The sequence below is a fragment of the Kitasatospora sp. NPDC005751 genome (assembly GCF_040630835.1).
Taxonomy (GTDB): Bacteria; Actinomycetota; Actinomycetes; order Streptomycetales; family Streptomycetaceae; genus Kitasatospora.
The window spans coordinates 59,859-85,553 of record NZ_JBEXYC010000007.1 but is presented as its reverse complement, the minus strand read 5'-3'; the positions used below and the strand labels follow the sequence as shown (position 1 = coordinate 85,553).

24 protein-coding genes and 1 pseudogene are annotated in these 25,695 nt (G+C 75.5%); 14 read left to right on the top strand and 11 right to left on the bottom strand.

From position 1 onward, the window contains the following. The first annotated feature begins 148 nt into the window (after window positions 1-148). Window positions 149-1,240 (top strand): NAD(P)-binding domain-containing protein, encoded by a 1,092-nt coding sequence (locus ABZ497_RS10095; protein WP_359804336.1) that lies wholly within the window; start codon window positions 149-151, stop codon window positions 1,238-1,240. On the opposite strand, the gene paaE is transcribed toward ABZ497_RS10095, so the two are convergent. From paaE to ABZ497_RS10065, 6 genes are all read right to left on the bottom strand, one after another. Then, window positions 1,228-2,409, bottom strand: a complete 1,182-nt coding sequence (gene paaE / locus ABZ497_RS10090; RefSeq protein WP_359804237.1) for a 1,2-phenylacetyl-CoA epoxidase subunit PaaE — start codon at window positions 2,407-2,409, stop codon at window positions 1,228-1,230. The genes ABZ497_RS10095 and paaE overlap by 13 nt on opposite strands. Further along, window positions 2,410-2,916, bottom strand: a complete 507-nt coding sequence (gene paaD / locus ABZ497_RS10085) for a 1,2-phenylacetyl-CoA epoxidase subunit PaaD (RefSeq protein WP_359804236.1) — start codon at window positions 2,914-2,916, stop codon at window positions 2,410-2,412. Beyond that, window positions 2,910-3,791, bottom strand: a complete 882-nt coding sequence (gene paaC / locus ABZ497_RS10080; RefSeq protein WP_352291080.1) for a 1,2-phenylacetyl-CoA epoxidase subunit PaaC — start codon at window positions 3,789-3,791, stop codon at window positions 2,910-2,912. Before paaC ends, paaD begins: the two co-directional genes overlap by 7 nt. A 17-nt stretch (window positions 3,792-3,808) precedes the next feature. Next, window positions 3,809-4,102, bottom strand: a complete 294-nt coding sequence (gene paaB, locus ABZ497_RS10075) for a 1,2-phenylacetyl-CoA epoxidase subunit PaaB (RefSeq protein WP_329490494.1) — start codon at window positions 4,100-4,102, stop codon at window positions 3,809-3,811. Next, the gene (gene paaA, locus ABZ497_RS10070) at window positions 4,099-5,154 is read right to left on the bottom strand and encodes a 1,2-phenylacetyl-CoA epoxidase subunit PaaA (RefSeq protein WP_359804235.1); all 1,056 of its coding nucleotides are present in this window, start codon (window positions 5,152-5,154) and stop codon (window positions 4,099-4,101) included. Before paaA ends, paaB begins: the two co-directional genes overlap by 4 nt. Before the next feature lie 498 nt (window positions 5,155-5,652). Continuing rightward, complete coding sequence (locus ABZ497_RS10065) at window positions 5,653-6,882, bottom strand: M20/M25/M40 family metallo-hydrolase (RefSeq protein ID WP_359804234.1); 1,230 nt, start codon at window positions 6,880-6,882, stop codon at window positions 5,653-5,655. 1,206 nt (window positions 6,883-8,088) lie between these two features. On the opposite strand from ABZ497_RS10065, the gene ABZ497_RS10060 reads away from it, so the two are divergent. The 5 genes and pseudogenes from ABZ497_RS10060 to ABZ497_RS10040 all read left to right on the top strand — a co-directional run. Then, window positions 8,089-8,391, top strand: coding sequence for a GNAT family N-acetyltransferase (locus tag ABZ497_RS10060; protein WP_359804233.1), 303 nt, complete (start codon window positions 8,089-8,091; stop codon window positions 8,389-8,391). Window positions 8,392-8,550: 159 nt separating this feature from the next. Next, window positions 8,551-9,564, top strand: coding sequence for an aldo/keto reductase (locus ABZ497_RS10055; RefSeq protein ID WP_359804232.1), 1,014 nt, complete (start codon window positions 8,551-8,553; stop codon window positions 9,562-9,564). Between the two features lie 123 nt (window positions 9,565-9,687). Then, the gene (locus ABZ497_RS10050; protein ID WP_329490489.1) at window positions 9,688-10,275 is read left to right on the top strand and encodes a TetR family transcriptional regulator; all 588 of its coding nucleotides are present in this window, start codon (window positions 9,688-9,690) and stop codon (window positions 10,273-10,275) included. 137 nt (window positions 10,276-10,412) lie between these two features. Continuing rightward, complete coding sequence (locus ABZ497_RS10045) at window positions 10,413-10,568, top strand: hypothetical protein (RefSeq protein WP_359804231.1); 156 nt, start codon at window positions 10,413-10,415, stop codon at window positions 10,566-10,568. 15 nt (window positions 10,569-10,583) lie between these two features. Next, window positions 10,584-11,345, top strand: a pseudogene (locus ABZ497_RS10040) (ADP-ribosylglycohydrolase family protein); the annotation flags it as partial. 109 nt (window positions 11,346-11,454) lie between these two features. Here ABZ497_RS10040 and ABZ497_RS10035 read toward each other — a convergent pair. Further along, the gene (locus tag ABZ497_RS10035) at window positions 11,455-11,721 is read right to left on the bottom strand and encodes a GlsB/YeaQ/YmgE family stress response membrane protein (RefSeq protein ID WP_329490487.1); all 267 of its coding nucleotides are present in this window, start codon (window positions 11,719-11,721) and stop codon (window positions 11,455-11,457) included. A gap of 136 nt (window positions 11,722-11,857) precedes the next feature. On the opposite strand from ABZ497_RS10035, the gene ABZ497_RS10030 reads away from it, so the two are divergent. Next, window positions 11,858-13,096: a glycosyltransferase gene (locus ABZ497_RS10030; RefSeq protein WP_359804230.1), complete on the top strand. Its 1,239-nt coding sequence runs from the start codon at window positions 11,858-11,860 to the stop codon at window positions 13,094-13,096. 80 nt (window positions 13,097-13,176) lie between these two features. Here ABZ497_RS10030 and ABZ497_RS10025 read toward each other — a convergent pair whose 3' ends face one another. The 4 genes from ABZ497_RS10025 to ABZ497_RS10010 form a co-directional block, all read right to left on the bottom strand. Beyond that, a complete protein-coding gene (locus ABZ497_RS10025) occupies window positions 13,177-14,706 on the bottom strand; it encodes an NCS1 family nucleobase:cation symporter-1 (protein WP_359804229.1) in 1,530 nt (509 codons plus the stop codon). Then, window positions 14,696-15,733: a TIGR03842 family LLM class F420-dependent oxidoreductase gene (locus ABZ497_RS10020; RefSeq protein ID WP_359804228.1), complete on the bottom strand. Its 1,038-nt coding sequence runs from the start codon at window positions 15,731-15,733 to the stop codon at window positions 14,696-14,698. Before ABZ497_RS10020 ends, ABZ497_RS10025 begins: the two co-directional genes overlap by 11 nt. Before the next feature lie 75 nt (window positions 15,734-15,808). After that, a complete protein-coding gene (gene hydA, locus ABZ497_RS10015; protein WP_329490482.1) occupies window positions 15,809-17,221 on the bottom strand; it encodes a dihydropyrimidinase in 1,413 nt (470 codons plus the stop codon). A gap of 14 nt (window positions 17,222-17,235) precedes the next feature. After that, window positions 17,236-18,078 (bottom strand): nitrilase-related carbon-nitrogen hydrolase, encoded by an 843-nt coding sequence (locus ABZ497_RS10010; RefSeq protein WP_329490481.1) that lies wholly within the window; start codon window positions 18,076-18,078, stop codon window positions 17,236-17,238. A gap of 411 nt (window positions 18,079-18,489) precedes the next feature. On the opposite strand from ABZ497_RS10010, the gene ABZ497_RS10005 reads away from it, so the two are divergent. The 7 genes from ABZ497_RS10005 (at window position 18,490) to ABZ497_RS09975 (ending at window position 25,691) form a co-directional block, all read left to right on the top strand. Next, window positions 18,490-21,567, top strand: coding sequence for a hypothetical protein (locus ABZ497_RS10005; protein WP_359804227.1), 3,078 nt, complete (start codon window positions 18,490-18,492; stop codon window positions 21,565-21,567). A 47-nt stretch (window positions 21,568-21,614) separates the two neighbouring features. Next, entirely contained in the window at window positions 21,615-21,692 is a 78-nt protein-coding gene (locus tag ABZ497_RS10000; RefSeq protein WP_101948289.1) for a putative leader peptide, read from the top strand. Window positions 21,693-21,867: 175 nt separating this feature from the next. Beyond that, a complete protein-coding gene (locus tag ABZ497_RS09995; RefSeq protein ID WP_359804226.1) occupies window positions 21,868-22,434 on the top strand; it encodes a cysteine dioxygenase family protein in 567 nt (188 codons plus the stop codon). Continuing rightward, window positions 22,428-22,814 (top strand): rhodanese-like domain-containing protein, encoded by a 387-nt coding sequence (locus ABZ497_RS09990; RefSeq protein ID WP_359804225.1) that lies wholly within the window; start codon window positions 22,428-22,430, stop codon window positions 22,812-22,814. The genes ABZ497_RS09995 and ABZ497_RS09990 overlap by 7 nt, the downstream gene beginning before the upstream one ends. 390 nt (window positions 22,815-23,204) lie before the next feature. Further along, on the top strand, window positions 23,205-24,341 hold the full coding sequence (locus tag ABZ497_RS09985) for an ATP-binding cassette domain-containing protein (protein WP_359804224.1): 1,137 nt from the start codon (window positions 23,205-23,207) through the stop codon (window positions 24,339-24,341). Further along, complete coding sequence (locus tag ABZ497_RS09980) at window positions 24,331-24,999, top strand: ABC transporter permease (RefSeq protein ID WP_359804223.1); 669 nt, start codon at window positions 24,331-24,333, stop codon at window positions 24,997-24,999. The genes ABZ497_RS09985 and ABZ497_RS09980 overlap by 11 nt, the downstream gene beginning before the upstream one ends. Beyond that, complete coding sequence (locus ABZ497_RS09975; RefSeq protein WP_329490475.1) at window positions 24,996-25,691, top strand: ABC transporter permease; 696 nt, start codon at window positions 24,996-24,998, stop codon at window positions 25,689-25,691. Before ABZ497_RS09980 ends, ABZ497_RS09975 begins: the two co-directional genes overlap by 4 nt. The last annotated feature ends 4 nt before the right edge of the window (window positions 25,692-25,695 follow it).

The following is a 25,695-nucleotide window of genomic DNA, read 5'->3' as shown; positions in this document are numbered from 1 at the left end:
TCCTCCCCCGCGCCGGGAACACTCCCCGCCCGCCGGATGTTTCACCGGCGTGACTGTTTACGGTGCAACCAACCTGGGGGCGGTCGAGCCCGGGGCCGCCCCGCTCGCCGCCGACGCCGCCCCGGGGGCCGGCCGGACGACCCGACGGGTGGACGTCCTGGTGGTCGGGGCCGGGCAGGCCGGTCTGTCCGCCGCCTACCATCTGCGCCGCCGCGGCTTCGCCCCCTACCGGGAGGACGCCGACGGCGGCTTCGTCGTCCTCGACGCCGGTTCCGCCCCCGGCGGCGCCTGGGCGCACCGCGCGCCCTCGCTGCGGATGGCCACCGTGCACGGCTTCCACGACCTGCCCGACTTCGAACTGCCCGAGCCCGACCCGGACGCGCCCGCGCGCGAGGTGGTCCCGGGGTACTTCACGGCGTACGAGGCGAAGCACGCGCTCCCGGTGGTGCGCCCCGTCCACGTCCGGGCGGTGCGCTCCGAGTCCGACCGGCCGGACGCCCGCCTGCTGGTCGGGACGGACGCCGGTACCTGGTCCACCCGGGCGCTGATCAACGCCACCGGCACCTGGACCCGCCCCTTCGTGCCGCACTACCCCGGCCACTTCGCCGGGCGGCAGCTGCACTACGCCGAGTACCGGGGGCCGGCGGAGTTCGCCGGAAAGCGCGTCCTGGTGGTCGGCGGCGGCGCCTCGGCGGTCCAGGTGCTGTCCGAGGTCGCGGCCGTCGGCGAGACGGTCTGGGTCACCCGCACCCCGCCCGTCTTCCACGAGGGCCCGTTCACCCCCGAGTACGGCCGCGCGGTGGTCGCCAAGGTCGAGGAGCGGGTCCGCCAGGGGCTGCCGGTGCGCAGCGTGGTGAGCGTGACCGGGCTCGGCCCGTCCGTCGCCTACCGCCGGGCCGAGGAGCTCGGCGCCCTGCACCGCCGGCCGATGTTCGACCGCCTCACCGAGCACGGCGTCGCCTGGGGCGAGCGGGAGCTGGCGGTCGACGCGATCGTCTGGGCCACCGGGTTCCGCCCCGAGGTGGGCCACCTCGCCCCGCTCGGCCTGCGCTCCCCCGGCGGCGGGATCGCCCTCACCGGCACCCGGGCCACCGCCGACCCGCGCGTCCACCTGGTCGGCTACGGCCCGTCCGCCAGCACCGTCGGTGCCAACCGGGCGGGCCGGGCCGCCGTCCACGACATCGTCGCGCTGCTCGGACCGCCGGCCGGGGCGGCCGCGGTGCCCGCTCAGCGGTCGTAGTCGACCGTCACCCGGTCGGTGAGCGGGCGGGCCTGGCAGGTCAGCACGTAGCCGGCGGCCAGCTCCTTCTCCTCCAGCGCGAAGTTGCGGCGCATCTCCACCTCGCCCTCGGTGACCAGGGCGCGGCACGTACCGCAGACCCCGCCCTTGCAGGCGAACGGCAGGTCGGGGCGGGAGCGCTGGGCGCCGTCCAGGACGGACCGGTCGCGCGGCAGCGTGAGCGTGCTGCCGCGCCCGTCGAGGACGACGGTGACCTCGCTGTGCGCGACGCCGTCCGCCGGACCGGCCGGCTCGGTCCGCTCGGCGGCCGGCTCGTCCTCGGCGTGGAACAGCTCCTGGTGCACCCGCGCGGTCGGCACGCCCAGCCCGGCCAGCAGCTCCTTGGCGCCGGTGACCATCCCGAACGGCCCGCAGAGCCACCAGTGACCGACCGCCGGCACGTCCACCAGCGCGGTCAGCAGCGCCTCGACCCGCTCCGGGTCCAGCCGCCCGCTGAGCAGCTCGGCGTCCCGGGTCTCCCGGGAGAGCACGTGCACCAGCTGGAACCGGCCGAGGTAGCGGTCCTTCAGGTCGGCCAGCTCGTCGGCGAACATCACGGTGTCGCTGCGCCGGTTGCCGTAGAGCAGCGTGACGGTGGAGGTGCGGTCGGCGGCCAGGACGGAGGCGGCGATGGAGAGCATCGGGGTGATGCCGGAGCCGGCCGCCAGCAGCACGTGGTCGGCGGGCTCGCCGAGCGCGGGGGTGAAGAGCCCGGACGGGGTCAGCACCTCGACCTCCTCGCCCGCCCGCGCCTCGCGCACCAGCCGGCGGGAGAACAGTCCGCCGGGCACCTCGCGGACGGCGATCCGCAGCGGGCCGCCGACGGGGGCGCAGATCGAGTACGAGCGGCGCTCGTCGGTGCCGTCCACCACCTGGCGCAGCGTCAGCGTCTGTCCGGGGCGGAACGCGAACTCCTCGGCGAGCGCCTCCGGCACCTCGAAGGTCACCGCGACGGCGTCGTCGCAGAGCCGCTCCACCTCGGCGATCCGCAGGTGGTGGAAGGCCGGACGCCGGGCGGCCGGGGCGGGGCCGGCGGCCTGCTCGGCACTGGTGGCCGGGGCGGGGCCGGCGGCCTGCTCGGCACTGGTGGCCGGGACGGGGCCGGTGGCCGGGGCGGGGCTGGCGGCCATTCAGATCTCCTTGACGCGTTCGAAGGGCTCGCGGCAGTCCCGGCAGCGCCACAGCGCCTTGCAGGCGGTCGAGCCGAAGCGGGACAGCTCCTCGGTGTCGGTGCCGCCGCAGAGCGGGCAGGCCACCACACGGCGGGTCGGGCCGAGGGCCAGCAGGCCGGGGGACGACCGGTGCGCCGACGCCCGGTCGGGCGGCGCGATGCCCGCCTCGGCGAGCTTGCGGCGGCCCTCCTCGGTGATCAGGTCCGTCGACCACGGCGGGTCCAGCCGCAGCCGCACCCGGACGTCCGGGTACCCCGCCGCGTGCAGGCGGCGGTCCACATCGGCCGCCATCTCGGCGACGGCAGGGCACCCGGAGTAGGTCGGGGTCAGCCAGGCGGTCACCGTCGAACCGCCCTCCTCCACCTCGGCCAGCACCCCGAGGTCGGCCAGGGTGAGCATGGGCAGCTCCGGATCCGGGACGCTCGCCGCGACCTCCCAGGCCCGGCCGCGCGTGGTGGTCACCATGTCGCCCCCGGGTGCGCGCGGGCCACCACCTGGAACTCGGCCAGCAGCGGACCGAGCGCCTCGGTGTGCACGCCGTCCCGCCCGGCCCGGCCGCCGACCGTGGCCAGCCCCGGCACCTCGGGCACGGTCAGCCCGGCCTCGGCGAGGACGGCGGCCAGCGAGCGCAGCACCGGCTCGCGCAGGCCGGCCGGGTCCACGCCGACCCGCAGCTCCACCGGGTGCGCCGTGAACAGCTCCTCCACCAGCGGCCAGACCGCGTCCAGACCGGCCTGCATCCGCAGCGCCGAGTACGGCGTCCCGTCGCCGAGCCGGAGCGTCCAGGCGGTGGCGTACTCGCGGTGGTAGGCCAGCTCCTTGACGCCCCGGGCGGCGACCGCCGCCAGCACGGGGTCGCGGTGCGTAGCCAGCGCCTCGTACAGCGCGCCGCGCGCGGTCGCGAAGACCAGCAGCCGGGCGACCGAGAACGCGAAGTCCCCGTTCTCCGCCTCGACCAGCCGGACGTTGCGGAAGTCGTGCTCCTCGCGCCAGTACGCCAGGTCGTCCTCGGTGCGGCCGGAGCCGTCCGCCTGGCCGGCCCGGGTGAGCAGCTGGCGGGCCTGGCCGAGCAGGTCGAGGCCCAGGTTGGCGAGCGCGACCTCCTCCTCCAGCTCCGGCGCCCGGGTGCACCACTCGGTGAGCCGCTGGGCGAGGACGAGGGCGTCGTCGCCCAGCATCAGGCAGTAGGCGGCGAGGTCGGCGCCGTCCAGACCGGGCGGCACGGCGGTGTCCACCCCGAGCAGCGGGTCGGCGAAGCCCGTCCCGTACGCCCAGCGGCCTTCGCCCTCGGGCTCGTCGGACGCCTCGGAGAGGCTCAGGTAGACGTGGTCGTCTGTCATGGTCGTGCTGCTCCCCGTCAGATGTGCGGGACATCCTCGGGGATGTCGTAGAAGGTCGGGTGGCGGTACACCTTGTCGCCGCTGGGGGCGAAGAAGGGGTCGCGCTCGTCCGGGGTCGAGGCGGTGATCGCGGCGGAGGGGACCACCCAGAGGCTGACGCCCTCGTTGCGCCGGGTGTAGAGGTCACGGGCGGCGAGCAGCGCCATCCGGTCGTCGGCCGCGTGCAGCGAGCCGACGTGGACGTGGTTCAGTCCGCGCCGGGGGCGCACGAACACCTCGTAGAGCGGCCAGCCGGCCTTGGACTCGGTCACTTTCCGTTCTCCTCGCTCTGCGCGCTCGGCGCTTCGGGTCCGGCCGTCGGGGCCGGGGCGGTGGCGGCCGGGGAGGTGGCGGCCGGGGCGGTCGGGCGGCTCTCCGCCCGGCGCTTGCGCGCGTAGGCGGTGGCCGCCTCGCGGACCCAGGCGCCGTCCTCGTGGGCCGCGCGGCGGCGGTCCACCCGCTGGGCGTTGCACGGGCCCTGGCCCTGGATGACCCTGGTCAGCTCGGACCAGTCCGGCTCGCCGAAGTCCCAGCAGCCCCGGTCCTCGTTCCAGCGCAGCGCCGGGTCGGGCAGCGTGACCCCGAGGTGGTCCGCCTGCGGGACGGTCATGTCGACGAAGCGCTGCCGCAGCTCGTCGTTGGTGTGGCGCTTGATCCGCCAGCCCATCGAGCGGGCGGTGTTCGGCGACTCCGCGTCGGAGGGACCGAACATCATCAGGGACGGCCACCACCAGCGGTCCACCGCGTCCTGGACCATCCGCCGCTGGGCGTCGGTGCCGCGCATCAGCGTCATCAGCAGTTCGTAGCCCTGGCGCTGGTGGAAGGACTCCTCCTTGCAGATCCGGACCATCGCGCGCGCGTACGGGCCGTAGCTGCAGCGGCAGAGCGGTACCTGGTTGCAGATCGCGGCGCCGTCGACCAGCCAGCCGATCACACCGACGTCGGCGAAGGTGAGGGTCGGGTAGTTGAAGATCGAGGAGTACTTCTGGCGGCCGGAGATCAGCTTCTCGGTCAGCTCCGCCCGGTCCACGCCGAGGGTCTCGGCGGCGGCGTACAGGTAGAGGCCGTGGCCGGCCTCGTCCTGGGCCTTGGCGAGCAGGATCGCCTTGCGGCGCAGCGACGGGGCACGGGTGAGCCAGTTGCCCTCGGGCTGCATGCCGATGATCTCGGAGTGGGCGTGCTGGGCGATCTGGCGGATCAGGGTGGCCCGGTAGGCGTCGGGCATCCAGTCCCGGGGTTCGATCCGCTGCTCGGCGGCGACGACCGCCTCGAACCGCTCCTCCTGCGTCTGCGCGGAGGCCGGTTCGGCCACCTCTGTTGTCACCACTCGCCCCTCTCGCGTCCTGTCCCTGCGGTCCGCGCCCGGCGGCCGGTGCCCCGGTGGCCGGTGCCCGGGCGCGATCCGCTCGCGTCCCCGCAGCGGCGCCCCGTGCACCGGCCACCGGCAGCGCGGTGTGCCGGGCTCGGCCGCCGCCCTCACGGCAACCGACTGACCGTTCGGTCGGTACCATTGTGCGCGGTGAGGCGGCGCCCTGACAAGGGAACCGGGCCGCCCGGGGTCCGCCGGGACTCGCTCCCGCGCCGGGGACCGCCCCGGGCGGGGGCGCGGGTGGCGGCCGCCGTCTCCCCGGGGGCCTCACCGGGGCCCCGCTGTGGCCTCGCCGGACCCCGCTGGGCAGCGACCCGTCCGTCGCGGCGCGTCACGGCGGCCCCGGCGGGGGAGCCGCTCACCGCAACCGGCCCCACGGCGGTGGGCCCGCCGTCCGGGGTCGGACGACGGGCCCACCCGGCCCGGCCCGCCGCTACCGCGACGGGGGCGCGCTCACCCCTCCGACCGGTCCCGCAGGCGCGGCAGCGGTACGGCGAGGAGCGCCGCCAGCAGCGCGATCCGGGGCGCCAGCTGATCGATCCGGATGTGCTCGTGCCGGGCGTGCGCCCCGGCCCCGACCGCGCCGAAGCCGTCCAGCGTCGGCAGGCCGCGCGAGCCCGGCAAGTTGGTGTCACCGGCGCCGCCGGCCGGGCCGCCGTCCAACTGCTGCCCGAGCACCGCCGCGAGCGATCGGACGTGCCGCAGCAGCGGGTTGGCGGTGCGCTCCGGCCAGGCCGGCCGGCTGGACAGGACCTCCGTCCGCACCCGGGCCCCGGGCCGCAGCGCGGTGAGCCGGGCGAGGCTGTCGAGCGTGCGGCGCTGCGCCTCACCGGTGGAGAAGCGCAGACCCAGCTCGGCCTCGGCCCGGCCGGCCACCACGTTGGCGCGGGTACCGCCGCTGATCCGCCCGGCGTTGAGCTCGGTACCGGGCCGGCGGGCGAGGTCACGGACCGCGACCAGCTGGTCGACCAGCTCGTCCACCGCGGAGACCCCCTCGCCGGCGTCGTTGCCGGCGTGCGCCTCCCGCCCGGTGACGGTGAGCCGCACCCGGGTGCTGCCCCGGCGGGCCGTCTTGAGCCGGCCGTCCGGGTGCGGCGGTTCGAGCCCCAGGACGGCCGCCGCGCCGCGCAGTTGGCGCTCGACCAGGCGCCTGCCGTCCGGGCTGCCGACCTCCTCGTCCGAGACCACGACCAGCCGGACGGTGCGGTGCGGGCGCTGACCGAGGTCGGCCAGCAGTGCGAACGCGCCCTCCAGGACGGCGAGTCCGCCCTTCATGTCGACGACGCCGGGGCCGCTGAGGGTGCCGTCCTGCTCGGTCACCGGCCAGTCGTTCAGGATCCCGGCCGGCCAGACGGTGTCGTGGTGGCCGACCACGAGGAGGTGCGGCAGGCTCTCGTCCTGGCCGTCCCACTGGAGCACCAGGTGATCACCGGCGGGGCCGGGCTCGCGGTGGGCGGTGGCGCCGGTCGCGCGGAATCCGGCGGCCAACTCCTCGGCGAGGGCGTCGAGTCGGGGCGCGTCGCCACTGGGCGACTCGATGCGGGCGAGGTCCGCGCAGCGGCGTCGGACGGCTCCGGCCAGCGTACGGGCGCGGGAGCTGAGGGCCTGGGGCAGTCCGGGGAGGGCGGCGGTCAGGCCGGCGTGGGGATCACCGTCGGCGGCCGGAGGGGCGGGCGGCCCCACGGGCAACGCCTGGGCGGAGGCGGTGGGGCGGGCCGAGGGGGCGGGCTCGGGCCGGGGCGGCGTCGCGGCTGGTGTCGCGGCCGGTGTCGGTGCGGACCGCACCGCCTGCACCGCCTCCGCGATGGCCGCGGCCTTGGGTGTGGTGGTGGTTGGACCTGGGGCCGTGGCCGCAGCTGTGGCTGTGGCCGTGGCTGTGGCTGTGGCCGTGGCTGTGGCTGTGGCTGTGGCGAGAGTCACAGGGGCGACGGTGGCCGAGGAGGGGCCGGCGGCCGCGGTGGTCACGGTCGACGCGGCGGGCGGCCGGACGGTTTGAGGACTCAACGCTCGCCTCCGCGGCCGCCGCCGGTATTCAGCGGCCGGACCGGCCGACCGGACCAGCCCGGGTGCCCGGACCAGCCGGGGCGCGCGGCCCCGGCCCGGCGTACGACCTGCCAGGCCGGCCCGTCTGGCCCAAGTGCGGTGGAACGGCTGGGCGGCATGCTTGGCATTGCGTCCTCCTCGCTCGATCCGGAGGCCCCGGTCGGCCCGGAGCCCCCGTGGACGGCGGCTTCGATGCGGCGGGCGCAGCTACGGCACCGCCACGGGGAAGCCGAGATGTGAGCCTAGAAGAACCGTTCGGCTTCCTGCGAGGTGGCCCTGCTCCCAGCGCGCCGGAGGGCCGGGCCCTGCCTCGGGCACCCGTCGGAGAACGGCGGCGGGCGCACGGCGCGCGGGCCTGGATCGGCGCGCGAGCGCGGTCGCCGGATCGCGCCCATCTCCACCATGGACCCGGCGCCCGGGTTCGGCAGCCCAAACGCCCAAGGCGCGGGTTTTCCACGCCGGATGGGTGACCCCGGCTCAGCGCCCGGTACGAGGAAGCGGGCCGTCGGCGCGGCCGTCCGTCGCGATACGCGGCGGCGGCGGAGGCACTCGTGGCGCGACCCGTCGGCCGGGTGGACGTCGCGGCGGAGGTGACCGGGCGAGAGCACCGGGGCGGCGCGCCCGGCACCGGCCCGGGCGACCCGGCACCGGCCCAAGTGCGGTGCCCCGGCGCCCGGTTGCCCCTCGTCGGGGGCGACCCGCGGTCCACCGGACGGCGAGGCCGTCCGGCGTGGAGACGGCGCGGCCGCGGTAACACCGGGCCGACCGACGGGCGGTGCGGCCTCCGGAACTCGATGATGGACCGGGGCCGGCCCCGGCTCCGCGACCTACCGCGAGGAGCCTTCGATGACCGTCACCGTGCACGACGCCGAAGCCGAGAACCGCTTCGAGGCCCGGGTGGACGGCGCCCCGGCGGGCTTCGCCGAGTACATCCGCAGCGACCGGCTGGTGGTCTACCCGCACACCGTGGTCGAGCCGGCGTACGAGGGGCAGGGGATCGGCAGCGCGCTGGCTCGGGCCGCGCTGGACAACGCACGCGAACGGGGCCTGGCGGTACTGGCGACCTGCCCGTTCATCAAGGGCTGGATGCTGCGCCACCCCGAGTACACGGATCTGGCCTACGAGAACCGCAGCCGGGTGAGCGACTGACGAATGACAGGTGACAGATGACAGGTGACAGGTGACGACTGACAGATGACGGCTGACAAACTTTGAAATCTGTCAGTCGAGGTGCCATAGTGGAATCCGGCGGGCCCGCGCCCCGCGTGGCCGCCGGACCTCCACCCCCTCACCCCGCCGGAGCACCCCGTGACCACGACCTCCCGGATCCCGCAGCGCCCGCTCGGCGCCGCCGGCCCCACCACCTCCGCCCTCGGCCTCGGCTGCATGGGCATGTCCGACCTCTACGGCCCGGCCGACGAGGCCGAGAGCATCGCGACCGTGCACGCCGCACTCGAGGCGGGCATCACCCTGCTCGACACCGGCGACTTCTACGGCATGGGCCACAACGAACTGCTGATCCACGACGCGCTGCGCGGCCGGGACCGCGCGAGCGTGCAGATCAGCGTGAAGTTCGGCGCCCAGCGCGCCCCGGACGGCCAGTGGCTCGGCTACGACGCGAGCCCGGCCGCCACCAAGACCGCCCTCGCCTACACGCTGCGCCGGCTGCGGACCGACTACGTCGACATCTACCGCCCGGCCCGGCTGGACCCGAGCGTTCCGATCGAGGAGACGGTCGGCGCGATCGCCGACCTCGTCAAGGCCGGTCACGTCCGCCACATCGGCCTCTCCGAGGTCGGCGCCGACTCGCTGCGCCGGGCCGCCGCCGTGCACCCGATCAGCGACCTGCAGATCGAGTACTCACTGCTCTCGCGGTCCATCGAGGCCGAGATCCTGCCCACCGCCCGCGAGCTGGGCATCGGCGTCACCGCGTACGGCGTGCTCTCGCGCGGGCTGCTCAGCGGGCACTGGGACAACGGGCGCGCGCTGGCCGGCTCGGACTTCCGCGGCCACAGCCCCCGCTTCCAGGGCGACAACCTGGCCCACAACCTCGACCTGGTCGAGGCGCTGCGCGCGGTCGCCGAGCAGCGGGGCGCGAGCGTCGCCCAGGTCGCGATCGCCTGGGTCGCCTCGCGCGGCGAGGACATCGTGCCGCTGGTCGGCGCCCGCCGTCGCGACCGGCTCGCCGAAGCCCTCGGTGCGCTGGACGTCGCCCTCACCCCGGCCGACCTCGCCGCCATCGAGGCCGCCGTCCCCGCCGGGTCCGCCGCCGGGGACAGGTACGCTGCCGCTCAGATGGCCCACCTCGACAGCGAGCACTGACCGGCACCCCGGCGGTCGCCGGTTCGCGGCCGGGGCGGGGCCCTGCCCCGGCCCGCCCGTCAGCCGCAGCACCGTCCGCCGCCCCGGCGACGGACGCACCACCCCGTTAGGACGTACCTCCCCGTGACCACGGACAGCGCACTCACTCCCGAGCAGATCCTGGGCGCGACGGAGGAGGTCCTCCGGCGGTTCGGCCCCGCCAAGGCCACCGTGGTGGACGTCGCCCGCACCCTCGGCGTCAGCCACGGCAGCGTCTACCGCCACTTCCCCAGCAAGGCGGCGCTGCGCGAGGCCGTCACCCAGCGCTGGCTCGACCAGGCGCACGACAGCCTGGCGTCTATCACCGCCGAGTCCGGCCCGGCGGTGGAGCGCCTGCACCGCTGGCTGGAGACGCTGTTCGCCGCCAAGCGGAAGAAGGCGCTCGACGACCCCCAGTTGTTCGCGACCTACCTGGTGCTGGTCGCGGAGACCAGCAGCACCGTCGAGGCCCACATCGACACCCTGGTCGAACAGATCGGCCGGATCGTCCAGGCCGGGGTGAACAGCGGGGAGTTCGGGCCGGCTCCGGTCGGCCCGACCGCCCGGGCCCTGTTCGAGGCGACCGCACACTTCCACGACCCCGCGTACGCCGCCGAGTGGTCCGACCCCCAGGCACCGGAGCGCTTCGCCGCCCTCTGGAAGCTCCTCCTCGGCGGCCTCCTCACCCGCTGACCGACCACACCCTCGTGCCCGGACCCGCACACCCGGGGCCGCTCACCCGGGGCCGCACATCCTGGCCCGGCTCGCGCCCGGCCCCACCGCCGAAAAGCGTTCGCCCCGCCGTGGCGGCACCCGGCAGACTCCCACGCATGATCGATTCCCCTCGGGAGGACGGCCTGCGTGCCACCGGACCGGCGCTGGACAGCCTGCAAGGACTCGCCCTCGGCGACGCCTTCGGCGACCGCTGGTTCTCCGCCCCGCTCGACGAGGCTCCCGCCGCACTGGCCGCCCGGCTGCCCCGCTAGGCGCCCTGGCACTGGACGGACGACACCGCGATGGCGCTCGTCCTGGTCCGTCATCTCCGTCACCGCGGCGCGGTCCACCAGGACGAACTGGCGGCCGGGTTCGCCGAGGAGTACGCCACCGCGTACGGGCGCAAGTACGGGCCGTCGATGCACGGCGTGCTGCGGGCGGTGGGTGCGGGCGCCGACTGGCGGAGCGTCACCGCGGAGCAGTTCGGCGGGCAGGGCTCCTACGGGAACGGCGCCGCCATGCGGGCCGCCCCGCTGGGCGCCTGGTTCGCCGAAGACCTGGACACCGTGGCCCGGCAGGCCGAACTGCAGGCGCTCACCACGCACTTCCACCCGGAGGCGGTGGCGGGGGCCGTCGCGGTCGCGCTGGCGGCGGCGCTCGCCGCCCGCAGCCGGGGGCAGCGACCGCCCGGTAGGGCCGAGTGGCTCACCGAGGTCGCCGCCCGGCTGCCCGACAGCGACGTCCGCTCCGGACTGCGGACCGCCGCCCGGCTGCCGGGGCACACCAGCGTCCGGCACGCCGCTCAGGTCCTCGGGTCCGGGCTCCTGATCTCCGCCCCGGACACCGTGCCGTTCGCCCTCTGGTCCGCCGCCACGCACCCGGACTCCCTGCCGGACGCGCTCTGGCACACCCTGGAGGGCTGGGGCGACATGGACACCACGTGCGCGATCGCGGGCGGCGTGGTCGCCGCCCGGACCGGCCTCGCCGGGGTGCCCGCCGCCTGGCTGGACGCCCGCGAGGACCTGCCCGGGTGGGTGGCCGAGCCGTAGCCGGCACGGCCGGCCGGGTCGGGCGGTTCGGGCGGGTCGGGCGGTTCCGACGCCCGACCCGGCCTGCCGGTCACCGGCAGGGGCCACCGCAGGCGGTCACCTACGGCGCTCAGCTGCGGGAGTTGCCGAAGAAGATCCGGTAGAGGATCAGCAGGACCAGCGCGCCACCGATCGCCGAGCCCCAGGTGGCCAGGTCGAAGAAGTGCGCCGAGACCGGCTTGTCCAGGATTCGCGAGGAGATCCAGCCGCCGACGAACGACCCGGCGATGCCGATCAGGGTGGTCACCACCAGACCGCCCGGGTCCCTGCCCGGCAGCAGCAGCTTCGCCAGCGCCCCGGCCACCAGACCCAGCACGATCCACGCGATGATGCTCATGCGTCCTCCCGCCCTCCGTCACGGCACTCCCAGCGGGCCGTCTCACCGGCGAGGACGCCGCCGTGCGCCCCCTCGGTTGCAGTGCGCCGGGCGTGGCACCCGGCGGCGCGACCGGCCGCGCCGCGATACTGCGGCCATGCGCATCCTGATCGCCACCGCCGGGTCCCGGGGCGATGTGGCGCCCTTCACCGGTCTGGGCGCCCGGCTCCGCTCGGCCGGCCACCAGGTGGCCGTCGCCACCCACACCACCTTCGCCGGCCAGGTGCGCGCCGCGGGCCTGGAGTTCCGCCCGCTCCCGGTCGATCCGCGCGCCGAACTCGCCTCCGACCGCGGCCAGCGGGTCCTGCGGTCCGGCTCCGGACCGCTGTCCCTCCTCCAACTCCTGCGCCTCGGCCGCTCCTTCATGCCCGCCCTCGGCGACGCCATCGTGGCGGCCACCGCCCAGGGCACCGACCTGCTGCTCACCACCAGTGCCACCACCCCGCTCGGCCAGGTCGCCGCCGAGGCCGCCGGCATCCCCAGCATCGGCCTCTACCTCCAACCGATCGCCCCCACCCGGGAGTTCGCGCCCTCCGTGACCGGCACCCGGTCGTTGGGCCGGACCGGGAACCTGCTCGCCGGCCACGCCGTGGAGGCCGCCGCCGACCGCCTCTTCGCCCCCGCCGTCCGCGGGCTGCGCCACCGGCTCGGCCTGCCGGCGCGCGGCATCGCCCGGACCCGGCGCGCCCACGCCGTGCTGCACGGCTTCTCCCCGACCGTCGTGCCGCGCCCCGCCGACTGGCGACCCGGCCTGGAGGTCGCCGGGTACTGGTGGCCGCACAGCGAGCCCGGGTGGCGACCGCCGGACCGCCTCGTCGACTTCCTCGCCGCCGGGCCGCCGCCGGTCTTCGTCGGCTTCGGCAGCCTGGTCGTCCCCGATCCGGCGGCGCTGAGCGCCACCGTCCTCGCCGGACTGCGTGCCGCCGGGGTGCGGGCCGTCCTCCAGGCCGGCTGGAGCGGCCTCGGCGCGGCCGACTCCGACGACGTCCTCACCATCGACGACACCCCGCACGACTGGCTGTTCCCGCGGATGGCCGCCGTCGTCCACCACGCCGGGGCCGGCACCACCGCCGCCACCCTGCGGGCCGGCACGCCCGCCGTCCCCGTGCCCGCCCAGCTCGACGCGCCGTTCTGGTCCGCGCGCCTCACCCGCCTGGGCACCTCCCCCGGGCCGGTCCCGCTCCCCGCCCTCACGTCCGCCCGCCTGGCCGCCGCCGTCCGCCGCACGCTGGACACGCCGCACTACCGGGAGCGCGCCCGGGCCGTCGCCGCCGCGCTGGCCGCCGAGGACGGCACCGCCGGGGTCCTGGCCGCCGTCGACCGCCTCGCCTCCTGACCCCGAACGGCCCCACCGGCCCCCACCCGCCCCCACGCGCCCCCGGAACGGCCCCCGGCACGGCCCCGGCGGGCCCGCCCCTACCGCCGGCGCCGGCCCGTCCCCCGGCTCAGCACGAGGTAGAGGGCGAACGAGGTGGCGAAGCCGACGGCCCACCCGTAGTCGGCCAGCGGTTTGAGGGCGGGCAGCAGGCCGTCGACCGGGAACGGGCCGCCGTAGGAGCCGCCGACGGCCAGCACGCCGCCGGTGGCCAGGGCGGCCACGGCCCGCCAGTTCCAGCCGGCGGTGTACCAGTAGGCGCCGTGCGGCCGGTAGAGCTCGGCCGGCAGCAGACGGGTGCGCCGCAGCGCCCAGTAGTCGGCGATCAGCACGCCGGCCACCGTGCCGAGCAGGCCGCCGACCAGGCCGAGCCAGGTGAAGATGTAGACGTGCGGGTCGGAGATCAGCTTCCAGGGGAAGAGCGCGATCCCGATCACACCCGTGATCAGTGCCCCGGTCCGGAAGGTGATCAGCCGGGGCAGCAGGTTGGCGAGGTCGTACGCGGGCGAGACGACGTTGGCCGCGATGTTGACGGAGAGCGTGGCGACCAGCACGGTCAGCAGGGCGAACAGGATGCCCACCGGGCTCTCCATCTTCGCGGCGAGCGCGATCGGGTCCCAGACCGGTTCGCCGTAGACGGCCTGGGAGCCGGAGGTGACCAGCACCGAGAGCAGCGCGAAGAGGGTCATCGTGGTGGGCAGCCCGAGCGCCTGGCCGCGGATCTGGGCGCGCTGGCTGCCGCCGAAGCGGGTGAAGTCGGGGATGTTGAGCGAGAGGGTCGACCAGAACCCGATCATGCCCATCAGCGCGGGGAAGAAGACCTTCCAGAAGTCGCCGCCCCAGCCGAGCCGGGACGGCTGGTCGAGCAGCGGCCCGAAGCCGCCCGCCTTGACGGTGATCCAGGCCAGCAGGGCCAGGGCCCCGACGATGACGAACGGGGCCGCCCAGTTCTCGAACCGGCGCAGGGTCTCCATGCCGCGGGCGATCACGGCCATCTCGATCAGCCAGAACAGCAGGAAGGAGAGCCACTGCGTCCACGGGTGGCCGCCCAACTCGGCCGCGGTGCGCCAGGATTCGCCGAGGAGCTTGCCGGCGAGCAGGAAGATGCCCTCGCCGCCGATCCAGGTCTGGATGCCGAACCAGGCGCAGGCGACGGCGGCCCGCAGCAGCGCCGGCAGGTTGGCGCCGCGCAGGCCGAAGGAGGCGCGGGCGAAGACCGGGAACGGGATGCCGTACTTGGTACCCGCGTGGCCGGTGAGCAGCATCGGTATGAGCACGACGAGGTTGGCCAGGGCGATGGTGAGGACGGCCTGCTTCCAGTCCATGCCGAGCGCGACCAGGCCGGAGGCGAGCGTCCAGGACGGGATGTTGTGGGCCATGCCGACCCAGAGCGCGAGGAAGTTGTAGGTGGTCCAGGTGCGGCGGGCGACCGGGACGGGCCGCAGGTCGTCGTTGGTGAAGCCGTTGGCGGGCAGCGCGGGGGCGGCGGGGTCGGGTTCGACCCGGCCGTCCCCGTGCTCGTACTGGCCGGTGGCGGCGGCGCGGTCGGTCGGCGGCGGGTCACCCTTCACCGGGGCGCGCCTCCTGCCGGAGCCGGGGGATGACGTCGGTGCCGTAGGCGTCGATGGTGGCCTCGACCGCGTCGTGCATGGCGTAGACGGCGAACTGGTCGACGCCCAGGGAGCGGAGGTGTTCGAGGCGGTCCCGGTGGGCGGCGGGCGGGCCGATCAGGCAGAAGCGGTCGACGATCTCGTCGGGCACGAACGCGGTGTCGGGGTTCCCGGCCCGGCCGTGGTGGCTGTAGTCGTAGCCCTGGCGGTCCTTGATGTAGGCGGTGAGGGCCTCGGGGACGAGGCTGGAGTGCTCGCCGTAGTGGGTGACCAGGTCGGCGACGTGGTTGCCGACCATGCCGCCGAACCAGCGGCACTGTTCGCGGGCGTGGGCGAGCGCGGCCGGGGAGTCGTCGGTGGTGACGTAGGCGGGGGCGGCGACGCAGATGGTGACGGTGTCGGGGTCGCGGCCCGCCTCGGCGGCGGCGGCGCGGACGGCCTTGATCATGTACTCGGTGAGGTAGGGGTCGGCGAGTTGGAGGATGAAGCCGTCGGCCTGGCGTCCGGTGAGGGCGAGCGCCTTGGGCCCGTAGGCGCCCATCCAGACCGGCAGGGCGCCTTCGCGGACCCACGGCAGGTGCATCTCGGTGCCGTCCACCTCGACGGTGCGGCCCTCGGCCAGCTCCTTGATGGCGTGCATGGCCTCGGAGAGCCGGGCGAGGGTCGCGGGGCGGCGGCCGGCCACCCGCATCGCGGAGTCGCCGCGGCCGATGCCGCAGACGGTGCGGTTGCCGTACATGTCGTTGAGGGTGGCGAACAGGGAGGCGGTCACCTCCCAGGTGCGGGTGGAGGGGTTGGTGACCATCGGGCCGACGGTCAGCGTCGTGGTCTCGGCGAGGATCCGGCTGTAGATCACGAAGGGTTCCTGCCACAGGACGCAGGAGTCGAAGGTCCAGCCGTGGCTGAACCCGGCCCGTTCGGCGCGGACCATGCGGTCGACGAGCAGGCGGGCGGGCGGGTCGGTCTGCAGGACGAGGCCGATGTCCATCGGGGAGCTCCAGGGAAGGGTGGGGCCGCCCGGGGCCGACGCACGGCCCCGGGCCACGGCGGTACGGGGAGCGGGTCAGGTGAGGTACTGGCAGGTGTCGCGGCGCAGGAAGGCGCCGTGTCCGGCGCGGCCCAGCCAGGTGCCGTCGTCGAGGATCACGGTGCCGCGGGAGAGCACCGTGCGGGCCCGGCCGGTGAGCCGGCGCCCCTCGTAGGCCGAGTAGTCGACGTTCATGTGGTGGGTGGCGGCGGAGACGGTCTGCACGGCGGTGGGGTCGTAGACGACCACGTCGGCGTCGGCGCCGGGGGCGATGGTGCCCTTGCGCGGGTGCAGGCCGAACATCCGGGCGGGGGTGGTGCAGGCCACCTCGATCCAGCGGCGGCGGGTCAGGTGGCCGTCGACGACGGCCTGGTGGAGGAGGTCCATCCGGTTCTCCACGCCGGGCAGCCCGTTCGGGATCTTGGAGAAGTCGCCGCGGCCGAGTTCCTTCTGGCCGGCGAAGCAGAACGGGCAGTGGTCGGTGGAGACCACCTGGAGGTCGTTGGTGCGCAGCCCGCGCCAGAGCGCCTCCTGGTGCTCGCGGGGGCGCAGCGGCGTGCTGCAGACGTACTTGGCGCCCTCGAAGCCGTCGGCCCCGGTCTCGGCGAGGTTGTCGGTGGAGAGGAAGAGGTACTGCGGGCAGGTCTCGCCGAAGACGTTCAGGCCCTCGTCACGGGCCCGGGCGAGCTCGGCGAGGGCCGAGGCGGCGGAGACGTGGACGACGTAGAGCGGGCTGCCGGCGACCTGGGCGAGCTTGATGGCGCGGTGGGTGGCCTCGGCCTCCAGGAGTTCGCGGCGGACCTCGCCGTGGTACCGGGGGTCGGTGCGGCCGGCCGCGAGCGCCTGCTCGACGAGGACGTCGATGGCGATGCCGTTCTCGGCGTGCATCATGATCAGCCCGCCGTTGGCGGCGCCGCGCTGCATGGCGCGCAGGATGCGGCCGTCGTCGCTGTAGAAGACGCCGGGGTAGGCCATGAAGAGCTTGAAGGAGGTGGACTCGCCGGAGTCGACGAGGGCGTCCATCTCCTTGAGGACCGCGTCGTTGACGTCCGAGACGATGGTGTGGAACGCGTAGTCGACGGCGCAGTTGCCGTCGGCCTTGGCGTGCCAGGTGTCGAGGCCTTCGCGCAGCGAGCCGCCGACCGGCTGGACGGCGAAGTCGACGATGGTGGTGGTGCCGCCCCAGGCGGCGGCGCGGGTGCCGGTCTCGAAGGTGTCGGAGGCGGCGGTGCCGCCGAAGGGCAGCTCCATGTGGGTGTGGGCGTCGACGCCGCCGGGGACGACGTAGTGGCCGGTGGCGTCGATGACGGTGTCGGCGGTCCAGGCCCGGGCGGCGTCGCTGTCGGTGGCGGCGAGGGCGGCGATGCGCTCGCCCTCGATCAGGACGTCGGCGTGGATCTCGTCGGTGGCGGTGATGACGAGGCCGCCGCGGATGACGGTGCGGGTCACGGTGGGTGCCTCCCTCACGCCTCGGTGAGCGGACCGTAGGCCTCGGGCCGGCGGTCCCGGTAGAACGCCCACTGCTGCCGGACCTCCTCGATGAGGCCGAGGTCGAGGTCGCGGACCACGAGTTCCTCCTCCTTGTCGGAGGCGACGTCGCCGACGAACTGGCCGCGCGGGTCCACGAAGTAGGAGGTGCCGTAGAAGTCGTTGTCGCCGTACTCCTCGGTGCCGACCCGGTTGATCGCGGCGACGAAGTACTCGTTGGCGACGGCGGCGGCGGGCTGTTCGAGCTGCCAGAGGTAGCCGGAGAGGCCGCGGCTGGTGGCGGAGGGGTTGTAGACGATCTGGGCCCCGGCCAGGCCGAGGGCGCGCCAGCCCTCGGGGAAGTGGCGGTCGTAGCAGATGTAGACGCCGACCTTGCCGACGGCGGTGTCGAAGACGGGCCAGCCGAGGTTGCCGGGCTTGAAGTAGTACTTCTCCCAGAAGCCCTTGACCTGGGGGATGTGGTGCTTGCGGTACTTGCCGAGGTAGCTGCCGTCGGCGTCGATCACGGCGGCGGTGTTGTAGTAGACACCGGGCTGCTCCTCCTCGTAGACGGGGACGACGACGACCAGGCCGAGTTCGCGGGCGAGGTCCCGCATCCGGCGGACGGTGGGCCCGTCCGGGACGGCCTCGGCCCAGCGGTAGTGCTCCGGGTCCTGGACCTGGCAGAAGTACGGGGCGTTGAAGACCTCCTGGAAACCGATGATCTTCGCCCCCTGGGCGGCGGCCTCGCGGGCGTGGCGCTCGTGGAGGGCGATCATCGTCTCCTGATCACCGGTCCACCGGGTCTGCACGAGGGCGGCACGGACGATCTGCGACATGGGTACCTCCGCAACTCCGTGGCCCGGCCGGGGGGGTCGGGCCTGCGGTCTGAGGGTTGACGGGGCGGATCTGCCTCGGGTTCCGGCACGCGTCGGCATGCGGCGACGCACACATCTACGTGCGTAGAACGTGGTCTGTAGACCGTAGGCCCGGCCTCGGTGGCCTGACAATACGTCGGACGTAACGCGGCCGGGGCGATCCTGTTACGCGGACACGCGGATGCTTCTGGACGGGATGAAACGCTCAACTACCCCACTGCCGCACTCCTTACCCATTCGGGTGAATCCGGGTGCGAAGTACCGCGCGCCGGGGTAAGACGCCGGTGGACGCTGCTCCGGTCCGTCACCGGGGCGCTCCGGACGGTGAGTTCCCGGCGGTCGTCCGGGCCGGGCCCACGGGGGGAGGTCGAGGTGAAGGCCGCATCCGCCGCGCCCGGGCCGGGTGGCGCGCCCCCCGACCCTCCGCCGGGTCCGGTACCGCCGTGGGCCGGGCTGCTGCTCGCCCTGGCCGTGCCGCTGCCCCTCGTGCTGGGGAGCCTGCTCTTCGCCCGGTGGGCGCCCGCGGTGCGGAGCGTGCGGCTGCAACTGGCCGGTTCCGCCGCCTCCGCCGGAGCCGTGGTCGCCGGGCGGGCCGCCGACCACCTCGCGGCGCTGCGGGCCGAGCCCTGGCTGCTCGGCGGCTGGACCCTGACCCTCGCGGCGGCCGGGCTGCTCGGCCGGTACGTGCTCACCCGTCCGCACTGGCGGCTCACCGCGATCGCCGCCGGGGCCGTCGGCCTGCTCGCGGGCGCCCTGGACATCGCGGAGAACGCGCTGCTCGGCATCGGGCTGGACGGGCTCGGCACCGGCCCCGGCCCGCACGCCGGCTCCGACGCGCCCTTCGCCGCCGCCACCGCGCTGGCCACCGTCAAGTGGCTGCTCCTGCTGCCGGCCGGCGCGATGGCCCTGGCCGTGCTCACGATCACCGTCCACCGCGCGGCGCGCGGCATCCTGCGGCGGCCGCCCGCGGCGGCCCGCGCCGGGAGCGCCGGACCGGCCGACGCCGGCCCCGAGCTGATCCCGCCGTGGCCGGTGGCCACCCGCCACGGCGGGCGCTGGCCGGCCGGCCCGCGCCCGCACGGGCCGCTCGACCGCCACGCCCGCTGGCGCAACGGCACCCGGGTGCCGCCCGGCCGGGAGCCCGCCCGGCTCGGCTTCTGCGTCTCCGGCGGCGGCATCCGCTCCGCCTGCGTCACCCTCGGCGTCCTCCAGGCGCTGCGGCCCTGGCTGAAGCAGGCCCGCTACCTGGTCTCCGTCTCCGGCGGCGGCTACACCACGGGCGCGCTGCAGCTCGCCCTCAGCGACTCCGCGCCCGGCGGCCCGGAGCACGCCGTCTCCGGCCTGACGGCGGACGACGTCCTGGAGCCCGGCTCGCCGGAGGAGGACCACCTCCGGCGGCACGCCAAGTACCTCGCGGACGGGGCCGGCCAGTGGCTGGTCGCCCTCGGCACGCTGCTCCGCGGCCTGGTCGCGGCGCTGGCCCTGCTGCTCGCCGCCGTCCTGGTGCTCGGCCTGGGGCTCAGCCGCTTCTACCACTTCGTCCCGCTGACCGACCTGGACGCGCTGGCCGCCGTCGGCCTGCGCACCGGCGGGGCCGGCCGGCTCGGCGCGCTCGCCGTCCGCCAGCCGGCCGTCCTCGCGCTGCTCGGGCTGCTCGCGGCGGCCGCGCTCTGCTGGCTGCTCTGGCTGCTCGCCTTCTCGCAGCTCGGCTGGGACACCCCGCTGCCGCGCACCCTGCGGCGGCTCTCGCACGGCGCCCTCGCCCTGGCCGCGCTGGTGGCCGCCGGGGTGCTGGTGGTGCCCGGGCTGGCCTGGGGCGCGGTCTGGCTGCAGCAGGAGCTGGCGGTCGGCGCCCGGCAGACCGGCGCCGGGCTCAGCCTGACCGTCCTCCTCAGCTACCTCACCCTGCTGCTCGGCATACTGTGGCGCGGCCGCCGGGTCGTCGAGCAGGGCGCGGCGGCGCTCGGCGGGCTGCTGCACAGCACCCGGCGGCTCGGCGGCGGGGTGACGGACGGACTGGTCCAGTACCTGCTGGTGTGGGCGGCGCTCGCCACGCTGTCGTCGGGCGCGCTGCTCGCGCTCGGCTGGGCGGTCGCCACCGGCCACGCCTGGCCCGCCACCGCGCAGGTGCTGCTGCCCCTCGTGCTCGGGACGGTGGGGCTCAACCTCGACCAGACGTGGATGAGCCTGCACCCGTTCTACCGGCGCCGGCTGGCTTCCGCCTTCGCCGTCCGCCGCGCCACCGAGGACGGTGAGGCACTGGCCCGGCCGTACCACTTCTACCGAGAGCAGACCTGGCTCAGCCACTACGGCGCCCGGCACCCCGACGTCCCTCAGATGATCTTCGCGGCGGCGGCCAACCTGTCCGGCAGCTCCCGCACGCCGCCCGGGCGCCGGGCCGTCTCCTTCACCTTCTCGCACGACTACGTGGGCGGGCCGGACGTCGGCTACGCCCGCACCGACCTGCTGGAGCGGCGCACCCGGCGGCACATCGCCAGGGACCTCACCGTGCAGTCCGCGATGGCCGTCTCGGGCGCCGCGTTCTCCTCCGCGATGGGCCGTCAGTCCCGCGCCTACCAGGGCCTGTTCGCCGTCACCAACGCCCGGCTGGGCACCTGGCTGCCCAACCCGGCCGCGCTCGGGCCGCTCTGGGCGCCGGGGCGGGACTGGCGGCTCCCCTCCCAGCCCGCCGTCCGCCGGCTCCCCTACCAGCTGCGCGAGCTGAGCGGCCGCTTCCCGATGGACGACCGCTTCCTGCTCACCACCGACGGCGGCCACTACGAGAACCTCGGCCTGGTCGAGCTGCTCCGGCACCGCGTGCGGACGGCGGTCTGCGTCGACGCCAGCGGGGACGCCCCGGTCGCGGCGAGTCTGGCGGCGGCGATCACCCTTGCCCGCGAGGAGCTCGGCATCGTCATCACCCTGCACCGGCCGGAGCTGCTGATCCCCGGCAGCGACGACACGTCGCTGCGCGGTCTGGCGGCACGCCTGGCGGGCCGGCTCTCCGCCCGGGCCGTGATCACCGGGGACATCCGCTACCCGGACCCGTTCGACGCCCCCGGCGACGACACCCGCGTCGGCCCGGCCGTCGGCGACCGGCACCACGGCTCCCACGGCGACGAGTGGCGGCACCACGGCACGCTGATCGTCGTCCAGGCCGTCCTCACCGTCGGCATGCCGTACGAGCTGCACGCCTACGCGGCGGCCAACGCGGCGTTCCCCAACGACAGCACCAGCGACCAGTGGTTCGACCACCGGCAGTTCGACGCCTACCAGACGCTCGGCCGCCATCTGGGCGAGCAGGCCGCCCCGGTGCTCGGCGCGACGCTGGCCGACCCCGCACCGACCCCGGCGCCGGCCCCCGCGCCGACCGCCCCGGCGGCTCCGACCAGCACGGCAGCGCGCCCGGCCGCGGCGCCTCCCGCACCCCGGCGCGCCACGCACGAGTGACCGGGCCCGCTTGACTCACGCCCCGCGGGTCGGGAAAGATCCGGCGCATGGACTCCGGCACCACTCTGGTTTGCCGCCTGCACGTCGATCTGCGACGCCAGGCGAGCTCCATCTGTGCCTGTTGACCTTGACCCTCCTCGCCGGTCCCGCCCTGTGACGTCCGCCAGGGCCCGCGCCGCGCAGCCGTACCCGTCTTCCTGACGCGCCCCGTTTCCCGGCGCACCCGTACCCGGCAGGCCTGCATCCCTCGCCGGGTACGGCCGTACCTCCGCTCGCTCCGCCTTCCCCGAGGACGCCCACATGAGCCTGGACCTCGCCCCCGGCACCCCGGCCGGCCCGGCCCGCACCGAAGCCGCCCCCGACGCCCCGACCGCCGCCGGCTCCGCCACCACCGCGCCCGCGCGGACCGGTACCCCGCTCACCCCGAAGTCCCTGCGCGCGATCGTCCGCGACCTCGCCGAGCAGCCCGACCAGTGGATCCACCACGTCCGGCTCTCCACCGAGGAACGCTGGTACCGGCGCCTGGTGGCCGACGAGGACCACGAGGTCTGGCTGATCAGCTGGCTGCCCGGCCAGTCCACCGGCTTCCACGACCACGGCGGCTCGCGCGGCGCGTTCGCCGTCGCCCTCGGCGAGCTGGAGGAGCTCTCGCTCGGCGGGCCGGAGCAGGGCCTGCTGATCCGCCGGATCACGGCCGGCACCGCCCGGGCCTTCGGCCCGGAATACGTGCACGACGTCCGCAACACGGGCGCCGGCCCCGCGGTCACGCTGCACGCCTACTCACCGCCGTTGGACTCGATGGCGCACTACGAACTGCGGGCCGGCGGACTGGTCCGCACCTCGCAGGAAGGACCGGAGCAATGGTGACCACGATCGACGACCTGGTGGAGCGCGCCCGCGAAGGGGTCCACCGGCCCCGGGCCCGGGAGGCGTACCAGGCCCAGCTGGGCGGCGCGCTGCTGGTGGACATCCGGCCGGCGGCGCAGCGGGCGGCCGAGGGCGAGATCCCCGGCTCGCTGATCATCGAGCGCAACGTGCTGGAGTGGAGGCTCGATCCGACGGGCAGTCACCGGATCCCGGAGGCCGAGGGCTACGACGTCGAGGTGGTCGTGGTCTGCTCGGAGGGCTACGCCTCCAGCCTGGCCGCCGCCTCGCTGCGCGAGCTGGGGCTGCACCGGGCGACCGACCTGGACAACGGTTTCGTCGGCTGGGCGGCCGCCGGACTGCCGACGCGTCAGGGCGGCTGAACGGCAGGGCGACTGAACGGCAGGGCGGCTGAGCGGAGCGCCCGCAGGGCGCTCCCACCCACCTGGTCCGGGGCGCGTCCGGCCCGGTGGCAGCGCCGACGCGGCCCCTCGGCGGCCGGCCCGACGGACCCGGGCCGGGCCCGGCCTCCCGGGGGCGGCCGCCCCACGCGGAGGGTAAATCACGGACAGGAGATGATTCAGGTCATAGTCTGATCGGAGTTTCCGCCGGTCCGACGCAGGGCAGCCACGCGGGCGGAAGAACGCCCGGGCAGTTGATCCGACGAAGGGCGGCCGCTTCACGGGCCGTCACTTGTCGACAAACCGCCACGACCGACAGACCGACACCATCGGCGCCACCACCGGGCGGCGCCGAGACAGAGGAAACTCCCCGTGATCAGATTCGACGGCGCCGGCAAGCGCCATCCCGACGGCACCATCGCCGTCGGGGGCCTGGACCTCGATGTGCCCACCGGCCGGACGACGGTGCTGGTCGGCCCGTCCGGCTGCGGCAAGACGACCCTGCTGCGCATGGTCAACCGGATGGTGGAGCCGACCTCGGGCCGGGTGCTCCTGGACGGCACGGACGTCGCCGAGCTGGAGCCGGCCAAGCTGCGCCGCGGCATCGGCTACGTGATCCAGCAGGCCGGCCTCTTCCCGCACCGCAAGGTGATCGACAACATCGCCACCGTCCCCTACCTGCTCGGCTGGGACAAGAAGCGGGCCCGGGCCCGGGCCGCCGAGCTGCTGGAGCTGGTCGGGCTCGCGCCCGAGACCGGCAAGCGGTACCCGTTCCAGCTCTCCGGCGGCCAGCAGCAGCGGGTCGGCGTGGCCCGGGCGCTGGCCGCCGATCCGCCGGTGCTGCTGATGGACGAGCCGTTCAGCGCCGTCGACCCGGTGGTGCGGGCCGGACTCCAGGACGAGCTGCTGCGGCTGCAGTCCGAACTGCACAAGACGGTCCTCTTCGTCACGCACGACATCGAGGAGGCCATCCGGCTCGGCGACCAGGTCGTGGTGCTGCGCGAGCAGGGCCGGATCGCCCAGCTCGCCGACCCGCACACGCTGCTCACCGCGCCCGCCGACGCCGAGGTCGCCGCCTTCCTCGGCCGTGACCGCGGGCTGCGCGGGCTCGGCCTGCGCCCGGCCACCGCCGTCACCGTCCGCCCGGTGGCCGACGGACTGCGCTACGGCCGGTGGGAGTTGACGCTGGACGACGAGCGCCGCCCGATCGGCTGGATCGACCGGGACGCCCCGGCCGCCGCGCTGCACCCCGTCGCCGGGTACCACCCGCAGGCGGACACCCTGCGCTCCGCGCTGGACGCCGCCGTCCTCTCCCCCGCCGGGGTCGCGGTCGCCCTGGACGCCGAGGGCCGGGCCACCGGCACGGCGAGCCGGGAGGCCGTCCTGACCGCCCTGGCGGCCGCGCCCGCTCCCAGGGCCGAGGAGATAGCGATGGCCAAGGCCTACGACCCGCCCGGGGCGGGCGAGGTGGACGAGGACGCGATCGACGGAGCCACCGGTGGACGATGAACCGATCGTCCGGTGGTACTGGATCGGCGACCACCTCGGCTACCTGGGCGACCTGCTCGCCGACCACGCGGTGATCGCGCTGCTCCCGGTCCTGATCGGCCTGCTGCTGGCCGTCCCGCTCGGCCTGGCCTGCGCCCGCCACCCCCGGCTCTACCAGCCGCTGGCCGCCGTCTTCAACGTCGTCTACGCGCTGCCCTCGCTGGCGGTCTTCGTGGTGCTCATCCCCTACACCGGGCTGGCCACCCAGGCCACCGTGATGATCCCGCTGACCTTCTACGCGGTCGCCGTCCTGCTGCCCACCACCGTGGACGGCCTGCACGCCGTCCCCGACTCGGTCCGCCAGGCGGCCACCGCGATGGGCTACGGGCCGTGGCACCGGCTGACGGCCGTCGAACTGCCCGCCTCCGTGCCGTACCTGGTCGCCGGCCTGCGGGTCGCCGCGGTCTCCAGCATCTCGCTGGCGAGCGTCGGCGCCCTGGTCGGACGCGGCGGGCTGGGCTACCTCTTCATCGACGGCTTCCAGCGCACCTTCCCGACCCCGATCGTGGCCGGCATCGTGCTGATCGCCGCGCTGGCGCTGGCGGTGGACCTGCTCCTGGTCGGCGCCCGGCGGCTGCTCGCGCCCTGGGCCGTCCGGGAGAAGGGGGCCGGCCGATGAACTGGCTCTCCTGGCTGGGGGACTTCTTCTCCTCCCCGGACCGCCGCAGCGGTCCGGACTCGATCGTGCACCGCGTGACCGAGCACCTGGTGCTCTCCGGCGAGGCCCTGCTCCTCGCGGCCCTGCTGGCCGTGCCGCTCGGCCTGCTGATCGGCTACACCGGCCGCGGCGCCACCGCCGTCACCTCGCTGGCCGGCGCCGCCCGCGCGTTGCCGACGCTCGGCCTGGTGACGCTCGCGGTGCTGCTCGCCGGGGTCGGCGACACGGCCGTGCTGATCCCACTGGTCGCGCTCGCCGCGCCGCCGCTGCTGGTCGCCGCCGTGGAGGGGGTGCGCGGGACCGATCCGGACGTCCGGGACGCGGCGCGCGGCGTCGGGCTGACCCACCCGCAGGTGCTGCGGCAGGTCTGCCTGCCGTCCGCGCTGCCCACCCTGCTGGCCGGCTTCCGGACCGCGACCGTCCAGGTGGTCGCGACGGCCACGGTCGCCGCGTACGTCGGCCTCGGCGGGCTCGGCCGGTACGTGATGGACGGGCTGGCCACCCGGAACTACGCCGTGACGGTGGGCGGCGCGCTGCTCGTGGTGCTGCTCGCGGTCGGCGCCCAGCTGTTCTTCGCGCTGCTCGCCCGCTACGCGCTCCCGCCCGGGCTGCGCGCCCAGCGCCGCGCCCGCTCCTCGCGCGAGTCCCCCTGATCCC

What these genes read in the sequence shown, in the direction of transcription:
- paaE (WP_359804237.1), bottom strand. Translation starts at nt 2,409, where the DNA reads ATGGCCGCCAGCCCCGCCCCGGCCACCGGCCCCGTCCCGGCCACCAGT.
- paaD (WP_359804236.1), bottom strand. Translation starts at nt 2,916, where the DNA reads ATGGTGACCACCACGCGCGGCCGGGCCTGGGAGGTCGCGGCGAGCGTC.
- paaC (WP_352291080.1), bottom strand. Translation starts at nt 3,791, where the DNA reads ATGACAGACGACCACGTCTACCTGAGCCTCTCCGAGGCGTCCGACGAG.
- ABZ497_RS10060 (WP_359804233.1), top strand. Translation starts at nt 8,089, where the DNA reads ATGACCGTCACCGTGCACGACGCCGAAGCCGAGAACCGCTTCGAGGCC.
- ABZ497_RS10045 (WP_359804231.1), top strand. Translation starts at nt 10,413, where the DNA reads ATGATCGATTCCCCTCGGGAGGACGGCCTGCGTGCCACCGGACCGGCG.
- ABZ497_RS10035 (WP_329490487.1), bottom strand. Translation starts at nt 11,721, where the DNA reads ATGAGCATCATCGCGTGGATCGTGCTGGGTCTGGTGGCCGGGGCGCTG.
- ABZ497_RS10030 (WP_359804230.1), top strand. Translation starts at nt 11,858, where the DNA reads ATGCGCATCCTGATCGCCACCGCCGGGTCCCGGGGCGATGTGGCGCCC.
- ABZ497_RS10020 (WP_359804228.1), bottom strand. Translation starts at nt 15,733, where the DNA reads ATGGACATCGGCCTCGTCCTGCAGACCGACCCGCCCGCCCGCCTGCTC.
- ABZ497_RS10010 (WP_329490481.1), bottom strand. Translation starts at nt 18,078, where the DNA reads ATGTCGCAGATCGTCCGTGCCGCCCTCGTGCAGACCCGGTGGACCGGT.
- ABZ497_RS10000 (WP_101948289.1), top strand. Translation starts at nt 21,615, where the DNA reads ATGGACTCCGGCACCACTCTGGTTTGCCGCCTGCACGTCGATCTGCGA.
- ABZ497_RS09995 (WP_359804226.1), top strand. Translation starts at nt 21,868, where the DNA reads ATGAGCCTGGACCTCGCCCCCGGCACCCCGGCCGGCCCGGCCCGCACC.
- ABZ497_RS09990 (WP_359804225.1), top strand. Translation starts at nt 22,428, where the DNA reads ATGGTGACCACGATCGACGACCTGGTGGAGCGCGCCCGCGAAGGGGTC.
- ABZ497_RS09975 (WP_329490475.1), top strand. Translation starts at nt 24,996, where the DNA reads ATGAACTGGCTCTCCTGGCTGGGGGACTTCTTCTCCTCCCCGGACCGC.